This is a genomic window from Amycolatopsis sp. NPDC051716, assembly GCF_040681595.1.
Taxonomy (GTDB): domain Bacteria; phylum Actinomycetota; class Actinomycetes; order Mycobacteriales; family Pseudonocardiaceae; genus Amycolatopsis.
Genome location: NZ_JBFAZA010000049.1, coordinates 1 through 18037, shown reverse-complemented (window position 1 = coordinate 18037; position 18037 = coordinate 1). Strand labels below are relative to the sequence as shown.

Genomic DNA, 18037 nt, shown 5'->3' with positions numbered 1-18037 from the left:
CCCGGTGTCGTGGGTTTCCGGCTTCTTTCTGCTGCTCCGCCGCCAGGATTCGAACCTGAACTGTCAGAACCAAAATCTGAAGTGCTGCCGATTACACTACGGCGGATCGATCCTGGTCAGGATAGCGACGATCGGGTGTCGTCCGCGCGGGGGATGCGTTACGCGCCCGTCTGCCGGGTACTCCGGTTCCGAAGCACAGGTGTGAGTTCGGGCTCTCCCCAGCGGGCCGAACCTCCTGTACCGTAACTTACGGCATCGTAGGTAAGGGCGCCCTTGGTATGAAGGCGTGCCTGTGTAGGAAGAAGTGAAGCGTATGACGGCCACGCTCGACCGTTCCCAGCCCGCCGGAGAACCTTCGGCCCCCAAGGGCCCCAAACCAGTCACCGAAGGCACGCGCGGCATGGGCGTGCAGCTGTCGGTCTACTTCGGCGTGATCGCGCCGCTGGTGGCCCTCCTGGTCGCCGTGCCGTTCGCGTGGGGCTGGGGACTGAGCTGGGTCGACGTCGGCATCTTCGTGGTGTTCTACGCGATCAGCGGGCTCGGCATCACGGTGTCGTACCACCGCTACTTCACGCACGGCTCGTTCAAGGCCAAGCAGTGGCTGCGCGTGTTCATGGCCATCGCGGGCAGCATCGCCCTGCAGGGCCCGGTGATCACCTGGGTCGCCGACCACCGCCGCCACCACGCGTTCTCCGACCGCGACGGCGACCCGCACTCGCCGTGGGCGTTCGGCACCTCGCCGTGGGCCATCGCCAAGGGCTTCTGGCACGCGCACATGGGCTGGCTGTTCGAGCGCGACCAGACCAACGCCGAGCGCTTCGCGCCGGACCTGGTGAAGGACCCGGCGATCAAGAAGGTCGACGACCTGTTCTGGCTGTGGGCGCTGGTCAGCCTGCTGCTGCCGGCCATCCTCGGCGGCCTGATCTCGTGGTCGTTCTGGGGCGCCGTGACGGCGTTCTTCTGGGCCGGCCTGGTCCGCATCTGCGTGCTGCACCACGTGACGTGGTCGATCAACTCGATCTGCCACATGATCGGCGACCGCCCGTTCAACGCCCGCGACAACTCGGCCAACTTCTGGCCGCTGGCGATCTTCTCGTTCGGCGAGTCCTGGCACAACCTGCACCACGCCGACCCGACGTCCGCGCGCCACGGTGTGAAGCGCGGCCAGATCGACATCTCCGCGCGGCTGATCTGGATCTTCGAGAAGTTCGGCTGGGTGCACGACGTCCGCTGGCCGACGCCGCAGCGCTTGGCCCGTATCGCCACCGAAAAAGCCTAGTCAACTAGGCTGCCCCGATGGCGGGGAGACGACGTTCGAAGCGTGAGCAGGTCACCGGGGCGCGTCCGGCCGCCCCGGTGACCCGGGTCCGGATGACCGGCACCGAGCGGCGTCAGCAGCTGCTGAACGTGGCCCGGGCCCTGTTCGCCGAGAAGGGTTTCGACGGCACGTCGATCGAAGAGATCGCCCACCGCGCCAACGTCTCGAAGCCCGTGGTGTACGAGCACTTCGGCGGCAAAGAGGGCATCTACGCGGTGGTCGTCGACCGCGAGACGCAGCTGCTGCTCGACCGGATGGTTTCGACCCTCCACGGCGGTCACCCGCGGGTGATGCTGGAGCAGGCGGCGACGGCGCTGCTGTCCTACGTCGAAGACTCCCACGACGGGTTCCGCATCCTGGTTCGCGATTCGCCGGTGGCGAGCTCCACGGGGACGTTTTCGACGGTGCTGAACGACATCGCGAGCCAGGTCGAGCACATCCTGGCCCAGCAGTTCGGCTCCCTCGGCTACGACGAGAAGCTGGCCGCGCTGTACGCGCAGGCCCTGGTGGGCATGGTGGCGCTGACCGGCCAGTGGTGGCTGGACGCGCGCAAGCCGAAGCGCGACGAGGTGGTCGCGCACCTGGTCAACCTGGCGTGGAACGGGTTGTCGCACCTGGAGCACAAGCCGAAGCTCCGGCTGGCTTAAACGGTTCGACGGGCCTGCGACAGTGGTGGGCATGGGCGAGTCTCCGACGGCCGCGGACGTGCGGCTCATGCAGGGCCTGGCGCAGCGGATCACCGCCACCCGGCCGGACCTGGTCAACAGCGACGCGTCGTCGGCGAGCTGGCCTGGAACTGGGGCCGGAACCGCGGCGGCGGCGAGCGCCGGCTGTGGTTCTCGGGCGCGGAGCTCGTCGCATGGGGCTGGGCCGAGCTGCCGCGCCGCGTCCGGCGGAACGACGGTTCGGTCAAGGACATCACCGGCGCGTACCTGGCCTACCAGGTGCACCCGGCCCAGTTCGTGCTGGTCGACGACGTGATCGCCTGGTACGAGGCCACGGCTCCCGGCGTCGAGCGCACCGTGCTGCCGTCGGCGGCCGACTCGCACGCCTTGCGGCGCTGGGCGGCGCACGGCCACGAACCCGACGCGCCTGACGCTTGGTCGCAGCTCAACGAGCGCGACCTCACCGACGTCGAAGAGCCGTCGCTGCCGGCCGGGTTCGCGTTCCGCACCGCCTCGGAGGTCCCGCCGGAAGCCGTGGTGCAGGCGCACGTCGACGCCTGGACACCGACGTCGTACACGGCTTCGTCGTACGAAGGCTTGCGGCAGGCCCCGGGCTACCGCGGCGAGCTGCACGTCCTGGTCGAGGCCCCGGACGGGACGATGGCGTGCTCGGCGATCATGTGGCTCGACGAAGCGAACGAGACGGTCGAGTTCGAGCCGGTCGGCACCCACCCGGGCTACCGCCGCCAGGGCCTGGCCCGCGCGATGCTGCTGCACGGAATGCGCCTGGCCCTCGCGGCGGGCGCCCGGCACGCGACGGTCGCCTGCATGGGCGAGCCGGCACCGGCGCGGGAGTTGTACTACAGCGTGGGGTTCCGGGCGTTTTCGCGGGACGCGCCGCTCATCGCAGCTGCCCGGCCTCGCGAAGGTGGTCGAAGATGAGCCGGTCCACCGCGGAAACCCGGCCACGGTCGGCGTAGCCGAGCCACGCGACCTCTTCGATCTCACTGCTCGCCTTCAGGGTGCCGCGGTATTCGGCGGTGTAGCAGGTCATCCGCACCAGCGTCCCCGCGGCGTGGCCATCGGCTTGCGCTTCGAACGTCCCCGCCGCGGCGACCGACTCCGGCGTGATCGCCACGTCGAGTTCCTCGCGGATTTCGCGGACCAGCGTGTCACGGTCGGTTTCGCCGGGCTCGCGCTTGCCGCCGGGGAGGTAGTAGACCTCCTTGCCGCGCGAGCGGGTGCTGAGGATCCGGCCGTCCAGCAGGTGGATCCAGGCGATCTTGTCGATCATCGCGGGGCCTCTTCCCTCGTCACGGCAGCTCGCCGTCGTGGTGCAAGCGGTCGAAGATCAGCTGGGCCACCAGGGAAACCCGCGGCCGGTCCGCGTACGTGAGCCAGGCGATCTCCTCGATCTCCGCGCAGGCCGGTGGCGTTCCCTCGTACTTCGCCGTGTTTGTCCTTGCCGCGCGAACGTGCCGCCCGGATCCGGCCGTCCAGCAGGTGGATCCAGGCGATCTTGTCGATCACGCCAGCGCCGCCAGCGCTTCGTCGGTCGTGACCACCGTGCCCAGGCGTGGGAAGATCTTCGTGATGGCGTTTTCGTGCGAGATATCGGAAAGCGCCGTCATCGCGTCGGACACCGCCACCGTGTCGTAGCCGTGGTCCGAGGCCGCGCGCAGGGTCGACTCGACGCCGAATTCGGTGGCGATGCCGCCGAAGACGACCGTGCGGATGCCCGCGCCGCGCAGGAACTCGTCGAGGTCCGTGCCCGCGAAGCCGCCGATCGTGTACTTCGTGACGATCTTGTCGTCGCCCGCCTCGAAGGCCAGCTCGTTGCCCGGCGGGTTGTCCGGGCGCGACACCTTCACGATCACCACCGGCGCTCCGGCCGCGCGGAACGCGTCCCGCAATCGCAGGGCGTTGGCGAGGACTTCTTCGCCGGTATAAGGGGTGGTCGGCAGCGCCACGATCCGCTCCTGCAGGTCGATCAGCACGAGCGCGGAGGTGGCCGGGTCGATCTTGCTCATCCCCCGATCCTAGGTACTAGGGTCGGGTTCATGGCGAACAACAGGGAAATCGTGGTGACGGGCGGCGGCACGGGCATCGGCTACGCCGTGGCGTCGGCCTTCGCCCAGGCCGGCGAGCGCGTCACGATCACCGGGCGCCGGGAGAAGGTGCTCACCGAGGCCGCGACGCTCGCCGGCGTGCGGCCCGTCGTGTTCGATGCCGCCGACCCCGCGGCCGTCGAAGCCGCGCTGGACGAGTTGCCCGGTCGCGTCGATGTCCTCGTCAACAACGCCGGCGGCAACACCGATTTGCTCGACGGCGACGGCGAAGAGGGGCTGGCCGGCTTCGCGGCCGCGTTCGAGCGGAACCTGCGGTCCAATGTGGTCAGTGCCGCGCTGGTGACGCACGCCCTGCGCGACCGGCTCGCCGACGGCGCGCGGATCATCACCATCGGGTCGATCGCCGCGCACACCGGCGCCGGGTCCTACGGCGCCGCGAAGGCCGCGGTCGAGGGCTGGAACGTGAGCGTGGCCCGGGAGTTCGGGCCGCGCGGGATCACCGCGAACGTCGTCGCGCCGGGGCTGATCGGGGAGACCGAGTTCTTCCACGGGAAGCTGAGCGACCGGCGGCGTGACCGGCTGATCGGCAACACGATGAACCAGCGCGCGGGCACGCCGGACGACGTCGTCGCCGTGGTGACGTTCTTGGCGAGTCCCGCCGCCGGGCACGTCACCGGGCAGGTGGTGCACGTCAACGGCGGCGCCTACCTCGGTAAATAGGGCGGGCGCATCGGCCATCCGGCCGATGTGCGGGCTCGCCGGGGTTCGGTTGTCCACCGGATGGCCAAAACAGCCCGGCTCATCGGGCGATACCCGCGGTCCACCTCCGCAATAGCTTCGGATTCCTCACGAATCCGGCGGAGGTGTCCTGGTGCTCGAGCGACTGAACAACATCAAGGTGCTCGTGGCGATCGCGGTGGTCATCGTGGTCGGAGGCCTGCTCATCGCGTTCGCCGTCAACAGCGGCTCCGGGAGCGACAGCTGGCGCGCCGGGTGCGGCTCGCCGCCGGCCGATCCCGCGGACAACCAGGCGAGCCGCGTCGCCGAAGCCCGGAAAGCGCTGCTGAGCACCGGGAACGACCCGCGCCTCGGGATCGAGATCGTCGACCTCGGCGCCTGTACCGTCGAAACGAGGTGGAAAGCCGACCAGCCGCAGCCCACCGCGTCCGTGGTGAAGCTGCTCATCGCGCTCGACCTGATCGAGCGTTCCGGAGTGCCTTCGGGCAGCGAAGAGACGGCCGTCCGCGCCATGCTCGCCGCCAGCGACGATCACGTCGCCAACCGTCTCTGGCAGCAGAACGGCGGCCCGGACATCGTCCGGCGGCAGGTCGCGAAGCTGGGGCTCACGCACACCACGCCTCCGGCCGACGCCGGCCAGTGGGGCTCCACCGGGATGTCACCCACCGACGTCGTCACGGTCTACCGGTACCTCACCGCGGGGCTGTCCGAGGAAGGCCGCGAGTTCCTCACCGGAGCGATGGAAAGCGCGCCGCGCAACGCCGCCGACGGGTTCGACCAGCACTTCGGGATCCCGCGTGCGTTCACGGGCGCGACGTGGGCGGTGAAGCAGGGCTGGGGCAGCTCCGAGGCCCGGCGGGTGCTCAACACCACCGGGCTGGTCCGGACCGCGTCCCGGACCTACGCCGTCGCGGTGATGGCTTCCTGGAAGGAAACCATCGACTGGCCCACCGCGACCACGGCGCTGACCGCCGCCCTCGGCGCGCTGAAGGGTTCGCTCAGGGCGGCCAAGGCCTGAACCCGATCGGGAGTGGATGCCGGTCCCCGGGTCGCCAGGTCGGCGATGGCGCCCGGGGACCGGCGCGGTGCTGCCGCGGGAACGCTTTCTTCGGACCACGTCCAACACGCGTCGGGGGTGGCGAAACTTCTGGTACCCACCATGTTCCGCGCTCCGTCACCCCGGCGGAAGTGTCCACGGCACCCGGCGGCCGTGGCTTTTGCATGTCCCGGTCGCATGGTCGGGTTCCCTGTTCCGGTTGCCGGATCAGGCGGGCGTGACCTTCAGGAGCTTGTCGTCCGTCCCGTCCGACGTGGTCACGTACAGCGCACCGTCCGGGCTGCTGCGAACCGCGCGCAGGCGGCCGAACTTGTCGTCGAACTCCGGGGGCAGCGTGACGTCGAGGACCTTGCCCGCCGGGTCCAGGTGGTACAGCAGCAGTTTCTGGCCCTTGAGCGCCACCACGACCAGCGCGCCGTCGTTCGTGCCCCACTGCGCGCCGGTCAGGAAAGCGTCGCCGCTGATCGCCTCGGTGATGCTGCCCGAGGTCCACAGTGGACTCACCGCGTCCGGGAACCGCTTGAGGTCGGTCATCGGCACGCTCTCGTCGTAGCTCGTCCCGGTGCCGCCCTTCGACGGGTCCCAGCCGTAGTTCGCGCCCGGCTTCAGCAGGTTGACCTCGTCGTCGAACGTCGGCCCGTGCTCGGCGGTGATCACCTGACCGCTGCCCGGCCGGATGGCCACGCCCTGGACGTTGCGGTGGCCGTAGGTGTAGATCAGCCGTTCGTGGGGGTCGCTCGAAGTGATGAAGGGGTTGTCCGGCAACGCGTTCCCGGTCTTCGCGTCCAGCCGCAGCACCTTGCCGCCGAGGGAGTGGCGGTCCTGCGCGATCGACGCGCGCGCGGTGTCACCGGTGCCCACGAGCAGCGCGCCGTCCGGGGCGAACGTCGGCCGGCAGCCGGAGTGCCGTCCGCTCGGGTTCACCGGCAGCCCGGTGAGCAGGTTCTTCACCTTCGACGCGCTCGCCCCGTCGGCGGCCAGCTTCCACGTGACCAGCCGGATGTCGACGGCCTTGCCGCCTTCCTGGTGGTCCTGGCAGGTGATGAACTCCCGGCTGGTCGCGAAGTCCGGGCTGATGACCAGGCCGAGCAGCCCGCCTTCGCCCTGGACGAGGACGTCGGAGAAGTCGGCGCGCACCTCGGCCGCCTGCCCGTTCCGGACCAGCGCGAGCTTGCCGGGCCGCTGCGGCACGAGGATGCCGCCGTCGGGCAGGAAGCCGACGTCCCAGCCGTGCTGCAGCCCGCCGGTCACGGTCTCGACCTTGAACTTCCCGCTCGCGGCGGCCGGCGTGGCCGCGGGCGGGACGTTCTGCACCGGCTCGCTCGCCGCCCCCGAGCAGCCCAGGACCAGCAGGGACACCACACCGATGAGACCCAGCGAACGCCGCATACGCCTCATCCTGCCATCAAGTGGTGAAATCGCCGTTCGCCGCCGAGCGTGTCAAGAAGTCCAGGTCCGCGTCGCCGGGGAGGTAGTGCCCGGTGCCGGGGAGCAGGTCCACCACGGCACCGGCCGCTTCGAGACGCCGTTTCGTCGTCACGGAGTCGACCATGGCGTCGTCCGCCCCGGCGACGGCGTACACCGGCATGGTCAGCCGTCCCAGCACCTCGTCGCCGAAAACGGGGAACGGGCCGGTGCGGTACCGGTAGTTCGCGGCCACCAGCAGCTGCTGCGCCACGACCGGCGACGACTCGGGCTCGCCCACCGCGCCGGCGACGGCCTTCCGCCGTCCCTTCTCGCCGAGCAGCCCCAGCAGCACGGCCTTGACGACGAACCCCTTCTTCATCGGGCCGAGGCCGACAGGGCACCGCAGCGCCAGCGCGGCGACCCGCCCGGGCCGCCGGATCGCGAAGTCGAGCGCGACCCAGCCGCCGAACGACGACGCCAGGAAGCCGGCGCGCCCGACACCGAAGTGGTCCAGCACCGCGTCCAGCCACCGCGCATACCGGTCACCGTCGAGCGGCGGCCGTGCCTCGGCGCTCAGCCCGGGCTCGCCGATGATGTCGACGGCGTACACCCGGAACCGCCCGGCCAGCGCCGGGATCCGGGCGGTCCACTCCGAGGAGTTGCTGCCGGAGCCGTGCAGCAGCACCAGCGCCGGGGCTTCGGCCGGGCCGGAGACCAGCACGAACGTCTCGCCTTCGGACGTCGGGACGCGCACTTCGTCATGGGGGACGGGCCAGCTCTGCAGGGTGTCGAGGTACCGCTCACGGAGGAGGGCAGCGCCTGCCTCGGACTTGTATATCGTCATGCAAAGTACTCTAAACCTCCGCATCAAAGGGTTAAATAGGGAGTGATCAGGAACCCGGGCGCACCAACCCGGACTCGTAGGCGAAGACCACCGCGTGCACCCGGTCGCGCAGCCGCAGCTTGCCGAAGACCCGGCCTACGTGCGTCTTCACGGTCGTCTCGCCGATGTACAGCTTCGCGGCGATCTCCGAGTTCGAGAGCCCGCGCGCGATGAGGCCCAGCACGTCCTTCTCCCGTTCGGTCAGCACCCCGAGCCTCGCGACGTCCACGGGGTCGCGCTCGTCGGCGAGGTACCGGTCGAGCAGCCGCCGCGTGACCGACGGCGAGACCATCGAGTCGCCCCGCAGCACGCCCCGGATCGCGACGAGCATCTCTTCCGAAGGCGCGTCTTTGACCAGGAACCCGCTGGCCCCACCCCGCAACGCGGCGTACGCGTACTCGTCGAGGTCGAAGGTGGTGATGATCAGGACGCGCACGTCCGGCAGTTCGGCGCAGATCCGCGCGGTCGCGGCGACGCCGTCGAGCACCGGCATCCGCACGTCCATCAGCACCAGGTCGGGCCGCAGGTCCCGGGCGAGGGTGACGGCTTCATCGCCGTTGGCGGCCTCGCCGACGACGGTGAGGTCGTCCTGGCTTTCGACGATCATGCGCAGGCCGACGCGGACGAGTTGCTGGTCGTCGCAGAGGAGGATGCGGGTGGTCATGGGGTCACCGCCGGGTTCGCGGATCGGTGGCGGTCGCCGGGGTGGGGTGGGTGCGTGGCGCCGGCGCTGCGATCGGGGGCGGGTGGTTCCGGACCGCGCTGGGCCGTGGGCAGCCGCGCGGCCGTCGGTGCCTGGTCGGGCCGCTGTTCTCGGGGCAGTGCGGCACGGACGAGTTGTTGGTCGGCGGAGGGCAGGAGTCGAGTGGTCATGGGGTTGCCGCCGAGGTCGCGGGTGCGCGGTGCTCGCCGCCGGGGAGTGGCCGGCATGCATCGGCGCGGCGATCTTGGAGCCCGGGTGCCGCGGCCGGTGTGGGTGCGTGGCGGAGGTGTCGTGGCCGAGCGCAGGCGGTGGCAGACCGACCTGACCCGTGGGCCGCGCGTTTGGCAGACGCGCTTCCACCCGCGCCCGGGCCAGCCCGCGGGTCCCGGGTCAGAGTCGCTGCTCCACCCGTCAGCGACTGGCCGGCCGCCGCTCCCAGGCCGCCGTCGCCCGCCGCGGTGCGGCCGCACAGGCCACTAGCAATCACCCTCGGGCCGACCCGCACGAGCGGCATCAGGAGCCCGGTGGTCATGGGCCCACCAGCAGGCTCGCCGACACGCGGTAGCCGCCGTCCGGGAGGGGGCCCGTGTTCAGCTCGCCGTGGTACATCTCGACTCTCTGGCGCATGCCCGCCAGGCCGCGGCCGGATGAGGGGAGCGCCGGGGCCGGTGGTGCGTGGCCGCCCGTGTTGGTCACCTCGATGCGGACCTCCGGGGGCTCGAAGGCGACGCCGACGCGGCCGGTCGCGTCGGCCGGGGCGTGCTTGATCATGTTGGTCAGTGCCTCCTGGACGATCCGGTACGCCTGCAGCGCCGCGCTCGCGGGCAGGGTGCCCGGGTCGCCGGTGACGTCGAGCGTGACGTCCCGGCCGGACTGGTCGACCAGCTCGCGCAGCTCGGCGAGCGTCGGCTGGGGACTGCGCGCCGCCTGGCCGGCGTGCAGGACTTCGAGGAGCCGCCGCAGCTCGCCCAGCGCGTCCCGGCCCGTGTGGACGATCGTGTCGAGCGTGCGGTCGACGGCTTCGGGGTCGCGGTGCCGGGCGAGCTTCGCGCCCTCGGCGTTCAGCACGATCACGCTCATGCTGTGCGCCAGGACATCGTGCAGCTCGCGCGCGATCCGGGTGCGCTCCTCCGCGACCGCCGCGCGCGTCTGGGCTTCGTCGCGCTTCTTCTCTTCGGCCGTGAGCTCCTCCTGCTTGCGGAAGAACTCGCCGAGCGCCCAGGCCGCGATGTGCAGCGGCAGGATGCCGACCAACGACAAGGTCGGGTAGTCGGTTTCCGGCGCGTAGAGGGTGACCCACTGGACGTCGAGCACGATGATCGCGAAGGCGATCGCCGCGGCGAACCACCGCCGGCCCAGCTTCACCAGGTTGAACAGCACCACCGCCATGGCCAGCTCGGTGCGGCCGCGGTCGTAGGCCCAGACGTCGTCGAAGTACACCACCGCCGCCCCCACGATGATCAGCACCGCCACCGTGCGCGGGAACCGGCGGCGCAACAGCAGCGGGAGCAGGAACAGCATCGGGACGGCCCGGGCGGCGTACGAGCCGGAGCCGACCCAGTTGGGGGCGAGGAAGATGAACACGGCGTACAGCGGCAGGTCCACCGTCCACCGGTGCCTGCGCATCCACACGACGATTCGTTCCACGCCACCGAACTTAGTGCCGGGGATGGGCTCGGGGCGTCATCCCTTCGGCCCGACCGTGTCCTCCCTTGGGAGGATCAGCCCGGCCGGCGCAGCGGATTCGGGGCCACCCCGGCCGTTCCTAGCGTCGGGATCATGTCGATCACCAGGGAATTCCTCCGCCATCCCGTCCTGACGGGCGCGATCGCGCCGAGTTCGCCGCGGCTGGCCGAAGAGATGACGGCGGGCCTCGGCCTGGAACGCGCGACGTGCGTCGCCGAGCTCGGGCCGGGCACCGGCGTGTTCACCGAAGCGGTCCTCGCACTGCTTCGCCCCGAAGCACGCCTCACGGCCATAGAGATCAACCCGCGTTTCGCGGCCGTCCTGACCGAACGCTTCCCCCAAGCCGACGTCGTCACCGGCTCGGCGGAACACCTGGCGCTGGAGGGCGTCGACGTCGTCGTCTCCGGTCTGCCGTGGACGGCCATGACCGCGTCCCGGCAGCAGCGCATCCTCGACGCGGTCACCGCCGCACTCGCCCCGAACGGGCGGTTCACGACGTTCGCGTACGCCCACACGGCCTGGACCCCACCCGCGCGCCGCTTCGCCGCGTCGCTGCGAAGCCGGTTCGCGGTCGTGGAGCGCACGCAGGTCGTCTGGGGCAACCTGCCGCCCGCGTTCGTCTACCGCGCGGCGCTGCCGGTGGCGGTCGGGAGGGAATGGCGTGGACAGCCTGCTGCGGCCCCTGCTTGACGCGCCCCCGGCGGTCGTCTACCTCGTCTGCGCCCTGGTCATCACGGCGGAAACCGCGCTGCTGCCGGGAATCGTGCTGCCGACGTTGTCGACACTGCTGCTGATGGGGTTCCTCGCCGAGCGGGGCACGCTCCACCTCGGACTCGCTTGGGCGGTCGCCGTCGCCGCGGCCGTCCTCGGCGACCAGCTCGCCTACCTCGAGGGGCGCCGCTGGGGACCGCGCCTGGCCCGCCGCGTCGGCCGGGATCGCTGGGGGCGCGCGGAAACGGCGCTCGCGCGCTACGGCGTCCCGGCGGTGATCGCGGGCCGCTGCCTGGCCGGCGTGCGGACGCTGGTGCCGCGCGTCGCGGGCTCGGCGGCGATGCCGTACCGCCGGTTCGCGGCGGGCAGCGTGGCGGCGGCGGTGCTGTGGGCGAGCGCGGAACTGCTGGTGGGTCACACGACGGGGCTGGTGGTGTGAAGCCGTTCGGCGGTCTCGGCGTCCGCGGGCAGGAACGTCTCCAGCTTCAGTTCCGACACCGTCACGTCCGCCGCCGTCGCGAACGTGGTGATCGCGGTGATCAGCCGCAGCTCGCCGGCCGAGGTGGCCAGCCGGACCGGCACCGCGAACCCCAGGTGCTCCGGGCCGGGCGCGGACGGCGGCGGCAGGTACCCCTCCAGCTCGGCGAGCTGGGCGGCCAGCCGGTCGTCCGGGGTGCGGGCCAGGTCGCTGCGCAGGCGTTCGAGGATGTGCCGCGCCCAGTCGTCGAGGTTGCGCACGCGCGGCGCCATCCCCTCCGGGTGCAGCGCCAGCCGCAGCGTGTCGACCGGTTCGCGCAGCAGCTCCGGCGCGACACCCTCGGTGAGCAGCCGGAACCCGTCGTTCGCCGCGACCAGCACGCCGTAGCGGTCGACGACGATCGCGGGGTAGGGCCGGTGGCCGTCGAGCAGCCGCCGCAGCCCGTCGAGCACCGGCCGGATCGCCGGGTCGTCGAGCCGCGTTTCGGGGTACGACGGGGCGAAACCGGCGGCGAAGAGGAGGCCGTTGCGCTCGCGCAGGGGCAGTTCCAGCGACTCGGCGACGCGCAGCACCATGCCGCGGCCGGGGAGCGAACGCCCGCTCTCCATGAAGCTCACGTGCCGCTGCGTCGTCCCGGCCCGCAACGCCAGGTCGAGCTGGCTGAGGTGCCGCCGCGTGCGCCAGTCCTTCAGCGCGGTTCCGAAGTTCACGGTCCCATCCTGCTCGCCCGCGCCATTCCCCGCGGGGAATTGAGGGCATTCCCCGGCCCGGCCAGGCTCGCCGCATGACGAACTACGGCCTGGTCATCCCGACCTACCAGCCCATCCTCGACGCCGGGCGGACCGCGCCCGAGCTGGTCGCCACCGCCGTCTCCGCGGAGGAGCTCGGCCTCGACTCGGTCTGGGTGGGCGACACCCTCGCGCGGGCGCCGCTGGACGCGCTCGCCGTCCTGGCCGCTTTCGCCGCCCGGACTTCGCGCGTGACCCTGGGGACGTCCGCCCTGCTCCCGGCCCTGCGGAACCCGCTGCTGACCGCGAATCAGCTGCTTTCGATCGACCTGCTGAGCTCCGGCCGTCTCACCGTGGCCGTGGGGGCGGGGTTCGCCGGGCGCAGCGAACCGGAGTTCGCGTTCGCCGGTGTGCCGTGGGAGCGCCGCCGGGCCCGGCTGGACGACATCGTAGCGCTCTGGCGGGCGATCTGGCGTGGTGAGTCCTCCTTCCACGGTTCGGTGCTGCACCACGACTCGCTGCCGGTGTTCCCGGCCCCGGCTCGGCCGGGCGGGCCGCCGGTGTGGCTGGCGGCGTACACCCCGGGGGCGCTGGAGCGCGTCGGCCGGCTGTACGACGGCTGGCTGCCCTACCCGCCGGATCCTGCGGACTACGGCACCGGGCTGGCCCGGATCCGCGCGGTCGCCTCCCGCCCGGTGACTCCGGCGCTGTTCGCGACGGTCCTCGTGGAGGACGACGCCGACCGCGGGCAGGCGTTGCTGGAGGAGTACTGCGAGCGCAACTACGGGCGCCCGGCGGCGTTCGTGCAGGGGATCCAGATGCAGGTGTGCGGCAGTGCCACGGAAGTGGCGGCGCAGCTGCGGAAGTACGAAGGGGTGGAGCACTTCCTGCTGCGGATCGCGAGCACGGACCCGAAGGTGTTCGACGAGCAGTTGCCGCGGGTGGCGGAGGTGGTGAACCTGCTGCGCTCTTGAGTGACAGGGTTCCGCTGCGCCGACTCACCCACATGGGCAAGGTGAACTGGACGGAGCTCACCTGGCGGGGAACTGGCTCGGCGCTGTCGGCTACATGATGATGTTCGACCAAGCCGGCAGCGCCTACCGGTTGGCTGGCGGCCCGCCGGAGCAAGGTCCGTCGTTCGTGGGCGCTGAAGTCTTTCGCGGCCGGGGCCGGTGAGCTCGGTGGGACGGACAGCTCGGCCATTGCCGTATGTCCAACGCGACCTGGGTCACTCGCGATTCGGCCGAGGAAGTGTTCACCCGGCTGGTGGATCTCCACGAGCCATGACCGTCCGTCCCGGCCTGCGCGTGGTCGAGCCGTGAACCTGCTGCGCGACCAGCCGTGATCGGAAACCTGTCGGGGGTGGCACGTAGGCTGGGACCGTGACCGACGCTCCACTGTCCGGACTCCTCACCGCCATCCTTCCCGACCCGGCCCTGCGCGGTGTGGTCGAGCGCGCCGGTGCGCCGCTGCTCGAGCTGCAAGGCCCGATCGCCGCCCGGCAGCTCGTTGCCGCCGCGCTCGCCGCCGATGATGGTGGCGGCAAGCCCGTGCTCGCCGTCACCGCCACCGGGCGTGAGGCCGATGAACTGACCGCTTCGCTCAAAGCGCTCATCGGCGAGGGCCGGGTCGCCGACTTCCCGAGCTGGGAGACCCTTCCGCACGAGCGGCTCTCCCCGCGCGCGGACACCGTCGGCCGCCGGCTCGAGGTGCTGCACCGGCTGAAGACGGGCGATGACGACCTGCGGGTCGTCGTCGCCACCGTGCGCAGCCTGATCCAGCCCATGGCGCCCGGGCTCGGGTCGCTCGCCCCGGTCGACCTCGTCGTCGGCGAGGAACAGAGTTTCGAGGGCCTGCTCGAACGGCTGGTCGAGCTGGCCTACACCCGCGTCGACATGGTCGAGAAGCGCGGCGAGTTCGCCGTCCGCGGCGGCATCCTCGACCTGTTCGGGCCCACCGCGCAGCACCCCGTCCGGGTGGAGTTCTGGGGCGACGAGGTCAGCGAGATCCGGGCGTTCGCCGTCTCCGACCAGCGGTCGCTGCCCGGCGAGATCGCGCGGGTCACCGCGCCGCCGTGCCGCGAACTGCTGCTCACGCGGCCGGTCAGGGAGAAGGCCGCGGAGCTGGCGAAGACCTACGAGGCCGACGCGCACCTGGCCGAGATGCTCACCAAGCTCGCCGACGGCATCCCGGTCGAGGGCATGGAGGCGCTCATCCCGGTCCTCTGCGAAGGCGAGCTCGAGCTGCTCACCGACGCGATGCCGGTCGGCACGCACGTGCTGCTCACCGACCCGGAGAAGATCCGCGCCCGGGCCGCCGACCTCGTCCGCACCGGCCAGGAGTTCCTCGAAGCGTCGTGGACGACGGCCGCGGCGGGGGGCCAGGCTCCGATCGACCTCGGCGCGTCGGCCTACCGCGGGCTCGACGAGATCGCGTCCCACGCGCAGGACACCAAGCGCGCCTGGTGGACCATCACCCAGCTGACCAGCGAAGACCCCGACGTCTACCGCGTCTCGGTCGAGGCCGCGCCCGCGTACCGCGGCGAGCTCGAGCGCGCGACGGCGGACCTGCGCGCGCACACGGCGGCGGGCGGCACGGCGGTGCTCGTCGTCGCCGGGCACGGCACCGCGGCTCGCGCGGTCGAGCAGTTCTCGGCCGCCGACGTCCCGGCCTCCCTGGCGGGCGACGGCCTGAAGGGCTCGCCGGCGCCGGGCGTCGTCACGGTCACCTGCGGCGGCCTGACCGACGGCTTCATCTCGCCGGAGCGCGCGCTGGTCGTGCTCACCGAGGCGGACCTGACCGGCCGCGGCTCGGGCGCCGGAACGTCCACAAAGGACCTCACGACCAAGATGCCGTCCCGGCGGCGCAACGCCGTCGACCCGCTCGCGCTCAAGTCCGGTGACTACGTCGTGCACGAGCAGCACGGCATCGGCCGGTTCGTCGAGATGGTCCAGCGGACGGTCGCGGGCGCCACCCGGGAGTACCTGCTGCTGGAGTACGGCTCGTCGAAGCGCGGGCACCCCGGCGACCGGCTGTTCGTGCCGACCGACCAGCTCGACGAGGTGTCCAAGTACGTCGGCGGCGAGCTGCCGACGCTGAACAAGCTCGGCGGCTCCGACTGGAAGAACACCAAGGCCAGGGCCAAGAGGGCGGTCAAGGAGATCGCCGCCGAGCTCGTCCAGCTGTACGCGGCGCGCCAGGCCGCGCCCGGGCACGCGTTCGGGCCGGACACGCCGTGGCAGGGCGAGCTGGAAGACGCCTTCCCGTTCACCGAGACCAACGATCAGCTCGCCGCGATCGACGAGGTCAAGGCCGACATGGAACGCGGCGTCCCGATGGACCGCGTCATCTGCGGCGACGTCGGCTACGGCAAGACGGAGATCGCCGTCCGCGCCGCGTTCAAGGCGGTGCAGGACGGCAAGCAGGTCGCCGTGTTGGTGCCGACGACGCTGCTCGCCCAGCAGCACCTGAACACCTTCCACGAGCGGATGCGCTCGTTCCCGGTGACGATCAAGGGCCTGTCCCGGTTCACGAACAAGACCGAGTCGGACATCATCCTGGAACAGCTCGCGAGCGGCGAGGTCGACATCGTCATCGGCACGCACCGCCTGCTGCAGACGGGGATCCGCTACAAGGACCTCGGGCTCGTGATCGTCGACGAAGAGCAGCGGTTCGGCGTCGAGCACAAGGAACACATCAAGGCGCTGCGCACGCACGTCGACGTGCTCACCATGTCGGCGACCCCGATCCCGCGCACGCTGGAGATGTCGCTGGCCGGCATCCGCGAGATGTCGACCATCCTGACCCCGCCGGAAGATCGCCACCCGATCCTGACCTACGTCGGCTCGTACGACGACAAGCAGGTCGGCGCGGCCATCCGGCGCGAGCTGCTGCGCGACGGCCAGGTCTTCTACGTCCACAACCGGGTGTCTTCGATCGAGAAGGCGGCGCGGCGGATCCGGGAGCTGGTGCCGGAGGCACGGGTCGTCACCGCGCACGGGCAGATGAACGAGGACAAGCTCGAAAAGATCATCCAGGGCTTCTGGGAGAACGAGTACGACGTCCTGGTGTGCACCACGATCGTCGAGACGGGCCTCGACATCTCGAACGCCAACACGCTGCTGGTCGAGCGCGGCGACCTGCTGGGGCTGGCGCAGCTGCACCAGCTGCGCGGTCGGGTCGGGCGAGGGCGTGAGCGCGGGTACGCGTATTTCCTGTACCCGCCGGAGGCCCCGCTGACGGAGACCGCGCACGACCGCCTGGCGACGATCGCCCAGAACACCGAGCTGGGCGCGGGCATGGCGGTCGCGATGAAGGACCTCGAGATCCGCGGCGCGGGCAACATCCTCGGCGCGGAGCAGTCGGGGCACATCGCCGGTGTCGGTTTCGACCTGTACGTGCGGTTGGTCGGCGAAGCGGTCGACGCGTTCAGGCGGCACGCGGGCGCGGAGCCGGCGGAGGAAGAGGAGATGGCCGACGTCCGCGTCGACCTCCCGATCGACGCCCACATCCCGCACGACTACGTGCCCGGGGAAAGGTTGCGCCTGGAGGCGTACCGCAAGATCGCGGCGGCACCGGACACCGAGGGCCTCGACGCGGTCCGCGAAGAACTCATCGACCGGTACGGCCAGCCGCCGGCCCCGGTCAACCGGCTGCTGTCGGTGGCGAAGTTCCGGCACACGTGCCGCGAGGCGGGCGTGACGGAGGTGGCGGTCCAGGGCAACACGATCCGGTTCGCGCCGCTGCCGTTGCTGGACTCGCAGATGGTGCGGTTGAAGCGGCTGTACCCGAAGGCGGTGTTCAAGGCGGTGACGAACACGGTTTCGGTGCCGAAGCCGACGGAGGGGCCGGCCGGTGGGCGGATCGGTGCGCCGACGTTGCGGGACGAAGCACTGCTGGAGTGGTGCACGAAGCTGCTGGTCCAGCTGACGAAGAAGCCCGCGGCTGTGTAGGGGCACGGTGTCAAGGGGCCCGGTGTCAAGGGGCACGGTGTAAAGGGGAGCGGACACCCGGCGCCATTTCGGGGGACTTTCCGTTGTGGCGCCTGGGTTTCCGGTTGCGGTGGTTTTAGGTTCGCTCCATGGCGGAATATCGCGAGCCGAACATCCGGGCCCGGCAGCTGGGCGAACGGCTCCTCGAACGCATGGCGGAGAAGGGCTGGGGAGTCCGGGAAATGTCCCGGCGCCTGGAGATGAGCGCGCAGTGGGTCTCGGCGGTGACCCGCGGCCGCGCCCGGCCGAGCCCGGTGCACCTGGCCCGATTTTTGACGACGCTCGGGTTTCGGGGTGAGGAATACCGCGCGCTGATGGCCATGGGTGACGAAATGCGCAAGCCGGGACTGCTCGAACGTTCCGAGGTTCTCCGGACCTTGATCAGTCACGAAGAACACGCCACCGCCATCTCGGTCTTCCAGGCGAGTGTGGTCCCCGGTCTGCTTCAAACGGGTGACTACGCGCGCAATCTTGCGGTCGAAATGGGCAATCGGCTGGAACCCGACAAGGTGACTGTTCAGGTCGTTTCTGGGCTGTGAACGGGACTGTGGGATGATCTTGTTGTGGGGGAAGGTGTTCGTCCGTCGTATGATGAGCTGGCCG

17 protein-coding genes and 1 tRNA gene are annotated in these 18037 nt (G+C 71.0%); 10 read left to right on the top strand and 8 right to left on the bottom strand.

All coding sequences use genetic code 11. The features are described from left to right. Window positions 1–34 precede the first annotated feature (34 nt). A tRNA-Gln gene (locus tag AB0M30_RS42455) sits at window positions 35–106 on the bottom strand. 207 nt (window positions 107–313) lie between these two features. Here AB0M30_RS42455 and AB0M30_RS42450 point away from each other — a divergent pair. The 3 genes from AB0M30_RS42450 to AB0M30_RS42440 all read left to right on the top strand — a co-directional run bounded on the left by AB0M30_RS42450 (window position 314) and on the right by AB0M30_RS42440 (window position 2925). Further along, on the top strand, window positions 314–1279 hold the full coding sequence (locus AB0M30_RS42450; RefSeq protein ID WP_364596762.1) for an acyl-CoA desaturase: 966 nt from the start codon (window positions 314–316) through the stop codon (window positions 1277–1279). A 92-nt stretch (window positions 1280–1371) separates the two neighbouring features. Continuing rightward, window positions 1372–1965 carry a TetR/AcrR family transcriptional regulator gene (locus AB0M30_RS42445; RefSeq protein WP_103337115.1) on the top strand — a complete coding sequence of 198 codons (594 nt, stop codon included), beginning with the start codon at window positions 1372–1374 and terminating at the stop codon, window positions 1963–1965. Window positions 1966–2262: 297 nt separating this feature from the next. Then, window positions 2263–2925 (top strand): GNAT family N-acetyltransferase, encoded by a 663-nt coding sequence (locus AB0M30_RS42440; protein ID WP_364596759.1) that lies wholly within the window; start codon window positions 2263–2265, stop codon window positions 2923–2925. Here AB0M30_RS42440 and AB0M30_RS42435 read toward each other — a convergent pair. Together AB0M30_RS42435 and AB0M30_RS42430 are read right to left on the bottom strand one after the other, a co-directional pair. Continuing rightward, window positions 2885–3277, bottom strand: coding sequence for an NUDIX domain-containing protein (locus AB0M30_RS42435; protein WP_364596756.1), 393 nt, complete (start codon window positions 3275–3277; stop codon window positions 2885–2887). The genes AB0M30_RS42440 and AB0M30_RS42435 overlap by 41 nt on opposite strands. 232 nt (window positions 3278–3509) lie before the next feature. Then, window positions 3510–4013, bottom strand: coding sequence for an isochorismatase family protein (locus AB0M30_RS42430; protein WP_364596753.1), 504 nt, complete (start codon window positions 4011–4013; stop codon window positions 3510–3512). 30 nt (window positions 4014–4043) lie between these two features. Between AB0M30_RS42430 and AB0M30_RS42425 the strand changes: the two genes are divergently transcribed. Beyond that, on the top strand, window positions 4044–4772 hold the full coding sequence (locus tag AB0M30_RS42425; protein WP_364596751.1) for an SDR family oxidoreductase: 729 nt from the start codon (window positions 4044–4046) through the stop codon (window positions 4770–4772). 151 nt (window positions 4773–4923) lie between these two features. Further along, window positions 4924–5808, top strand: coding sequence for a serine hydrolase (locus AB0M30_RS42420; protein ID WP_364596748.1), 885 nt, complete (start codon window positions 4924–4926; stop codon window positions 5806–5808). 246 nt (window positions 5809–6054) lie between these two features. On the opposite strand, the gene AB0M30_RS42415 is transcribed toward AB0M30_RS42420, so the two are convergent. From AB0M30_RS42415 to AB0M30_RS42400, 4 genes are all read right to left on the bottom strand, one after another. Beyond that, window positions 6055–7236 carry a PQQ-dependent sugar dehydrogenase gene (locus AB0M30_RS42415; RefSeq protein ID WP_364596745.1) on the bottom strand — a complete coding sequence of 394 codons (1182 nt, stop codon included), beginning with the start codon at window positions 7234–7236 and terminating at the stop codon, window positions 6055–6057. Window positions 7237–7252: 16 nt separating this feature from the next. After that, on the bottom strand, window positions 7253–8098 hold the full coding sequence (locus AB0M30_RS42410; RefSeq protein ID WP_364596742.1) for an alpha/beta fold hydrolase: 846 nt from the start codon (window positions 8096–8098) through the stop codon (window positions 7253–7255). Between the two features lie 46 nt (window positions 8099–8144). Continuing rightward, the gene (locus AB0M30_RS42405; protein ID WP_364596739.1) at window positions 8145–8801 is read right to left on the bottom strand and encodes a response regulator transcription factor; all 657 of its coding nucleotides are present in this window, start codon (window positions 8799–8801) and stop codon (window positions 8145–8147) included. A 567-nt stretch (window positions 8802–9368) separates the two neighbouring features. Continuing rightward, entirely contained in the window at window positions 9369–10466 is a 1098-nt protein-coding gene (locus AB0M30_RS42400) for a histidine kinase (RefSeq protein WP_364596849.1), read from the bottom strand. Window positions 10467–10619: 153 nt separating this feature from the next. Between AB0M30_RS42400 and AB0M30_RS42395 the strand changes: the two genes are divergently transcribed. Beyond that, window positions 10620–11216 (top strand): methyltransferase domain-containing protein, encoded by a 597-nt coding sequence (locus AB0M30_RS42395; RefSeq protein ID WP_364596736.1) that lies wholly within the window; start codon window positions 10620–10622, stop codon window positions 11214–11216. Then, window positions 11188–11676 (top strand): DedA family protein, encoded by a 489-nt coding sequence (locus tag AB0M30_RS42390; protein WP_364596733.1) that lies wholly within the window; start codon window positions 11188–11190, stop codon window positions 11674–11676. The genes AB0M30_RS42395 and AB0M30_RS42390 overlap by 29 nt, the downstream gene beginning before the upstream one ends. On the opposite strand, the gene AB0M30_RS42385 is transcribed toward AB0M30_RS42390, so the two are convergent. Next, window positions 11652–12425, bottom strand: coding sequence for a helix-turn-helix transcriptional regulator (locus AB0M30_RS42385; RefSeq protein WP_364596730.1), 774 nt, complete (start codon window positions 12423–12425; stop codon window positions 11652–11654). The genes AB0M30_RS42390 and AB0M30_RS42385 overlap by 25 nt on opposite strands. A gap of 74 nt (window positions 12426–12499) precedes the next feature. Here AB0M30_RS42385 and AB0M30_RS42380 point away from each other — a divergent pair, with 74 nt between their 5' ends. From AB0M30_RS42380 to AB0M30_RS42370, 3 genes are all read left to right on the top strand, one after another. Next, a complete protein-coding gene (locus AB0M30_RS42380) occupies window positions 12500–13417 on the top strand; it encodes an LLM class flavin-dependent oxidoreductase (protein ID WP_364596727.1) in 918 nt (305 codons plus the stop codon). A gap of 423 nt (window positions 13418–13840) precedes the next feature. Beyond that, entirely contained in the window at window positions 13841–17395 is a 3555-nt protein-coding gene (gene mfd, locus AB0M30_RS42375; RefSeq protein ID WP_364596846.1) for a transcription-repair coupling factor, read from the top strand. Between the two features lie 128 nt (window positions 17396–17523). Further along, window positions 17524–17973, top strand: coding sequence for a Scr1 family TA system antitoxin-like transcriptional regulator (locus tag AB0M30_RS42370; RefSeq protein ID WP_364596724.1), 450 nt, complete (start codon window positions 17524–17526; stop codon window positions 17971–17973). Window positions 17974–18037: the final 64 nt, after the last annotated feature.

Excerpts from the sequence above, each read along its gene's own strand:
- AB0M30_RS42450 (WP_364596762.1), top strand. The coding sequence starts at position 314 with ATGACGGCCACGCTCGACCGTTCCCAGCCCGCCGGAGAACCTTCGGCC.
- AB0M30_RS42445 (WP_103337115.1), top strand. The coding sequence starts at position 1,372 with ATGACCGGCACCGAGCGGCGTCAGCAGCTGCTGAACGTGGCCCGGGCC.
- AB0M30_RS42435 (WP_364596756.1), bottom strand. The coding sequence starts at position 3,277 with ATGATCGACAAGATCGCCTGGATCCACCTGCTGGACGGCCGGATCCTC.
- AB0M30_RS42430 (WP_364596753.1), bottom strand. The coding sequence starts at position 4,013 with ATGAGCAAGATCGACCCGGCCACCTCCGCGCTCGTGCTGATCGACCTG.
- AB0M30_RS42425 (WP_364596751.1), top strand. The coding sequence starts at position 4,044 with ATGGCGAACAACAGGGAAATCGTGGTGACGGGCGGCGGCACGGGCATC.
- AB0M30_RS42415 (WP_364596745.1), bottom strand. The coding sequence starts at position 7,236 with ATGCGGCGTTCGCTGGGTCTCATCGGTGTGGTGTCCCTGCTGGTCCTG.
- AB0M30_RS42410 (WP_364596742.1), bottom strand. The coding sequence starts at position 8,098 with ATGACGATATACAAGTCCGAGGCAGGCGCTGCCCTCCTCCGTGAGCGG.
- AB0M30_RS42405 (WP_364596739.1), bottom strand. The coding sequence starts at position 8,801 with ATGACCACCCGCATCCTCCTCTGCGACGACCAGCAACTCGTCCGCGTC.
- AB0M30_RS42400 (WP_364596849.1), bottom strand. The coding sequence starts at position 10,466 with ATGCGCAGGCACCGGTGGACGGTGGACCTGCCGCTGTACGCCGTGTTC.
- AB0M30_RS42395 (WP_364596736.1), top strand. The coding sequence starts at position 10,620 with ATGTCGATCACCAGGGAATTCCTCCGCCATCCCGTCCTGACGGGCGCG.
- AB0M30_RS42380 (WP_364596727.1), top strand. The coding sequence starts at position 12,500 with ATGACGAACTACGGCCTGGTCATCCCGACCTACCAGCCCATCCTCGAC.
- AB0M30_RS42370 (WP_364596724.1), top strand. The coding sequence starts at position 17,524 with ATGGCGGAATATCGCGAGCCGAACATCCGGGCCCGGCAGCTGGGCGAA.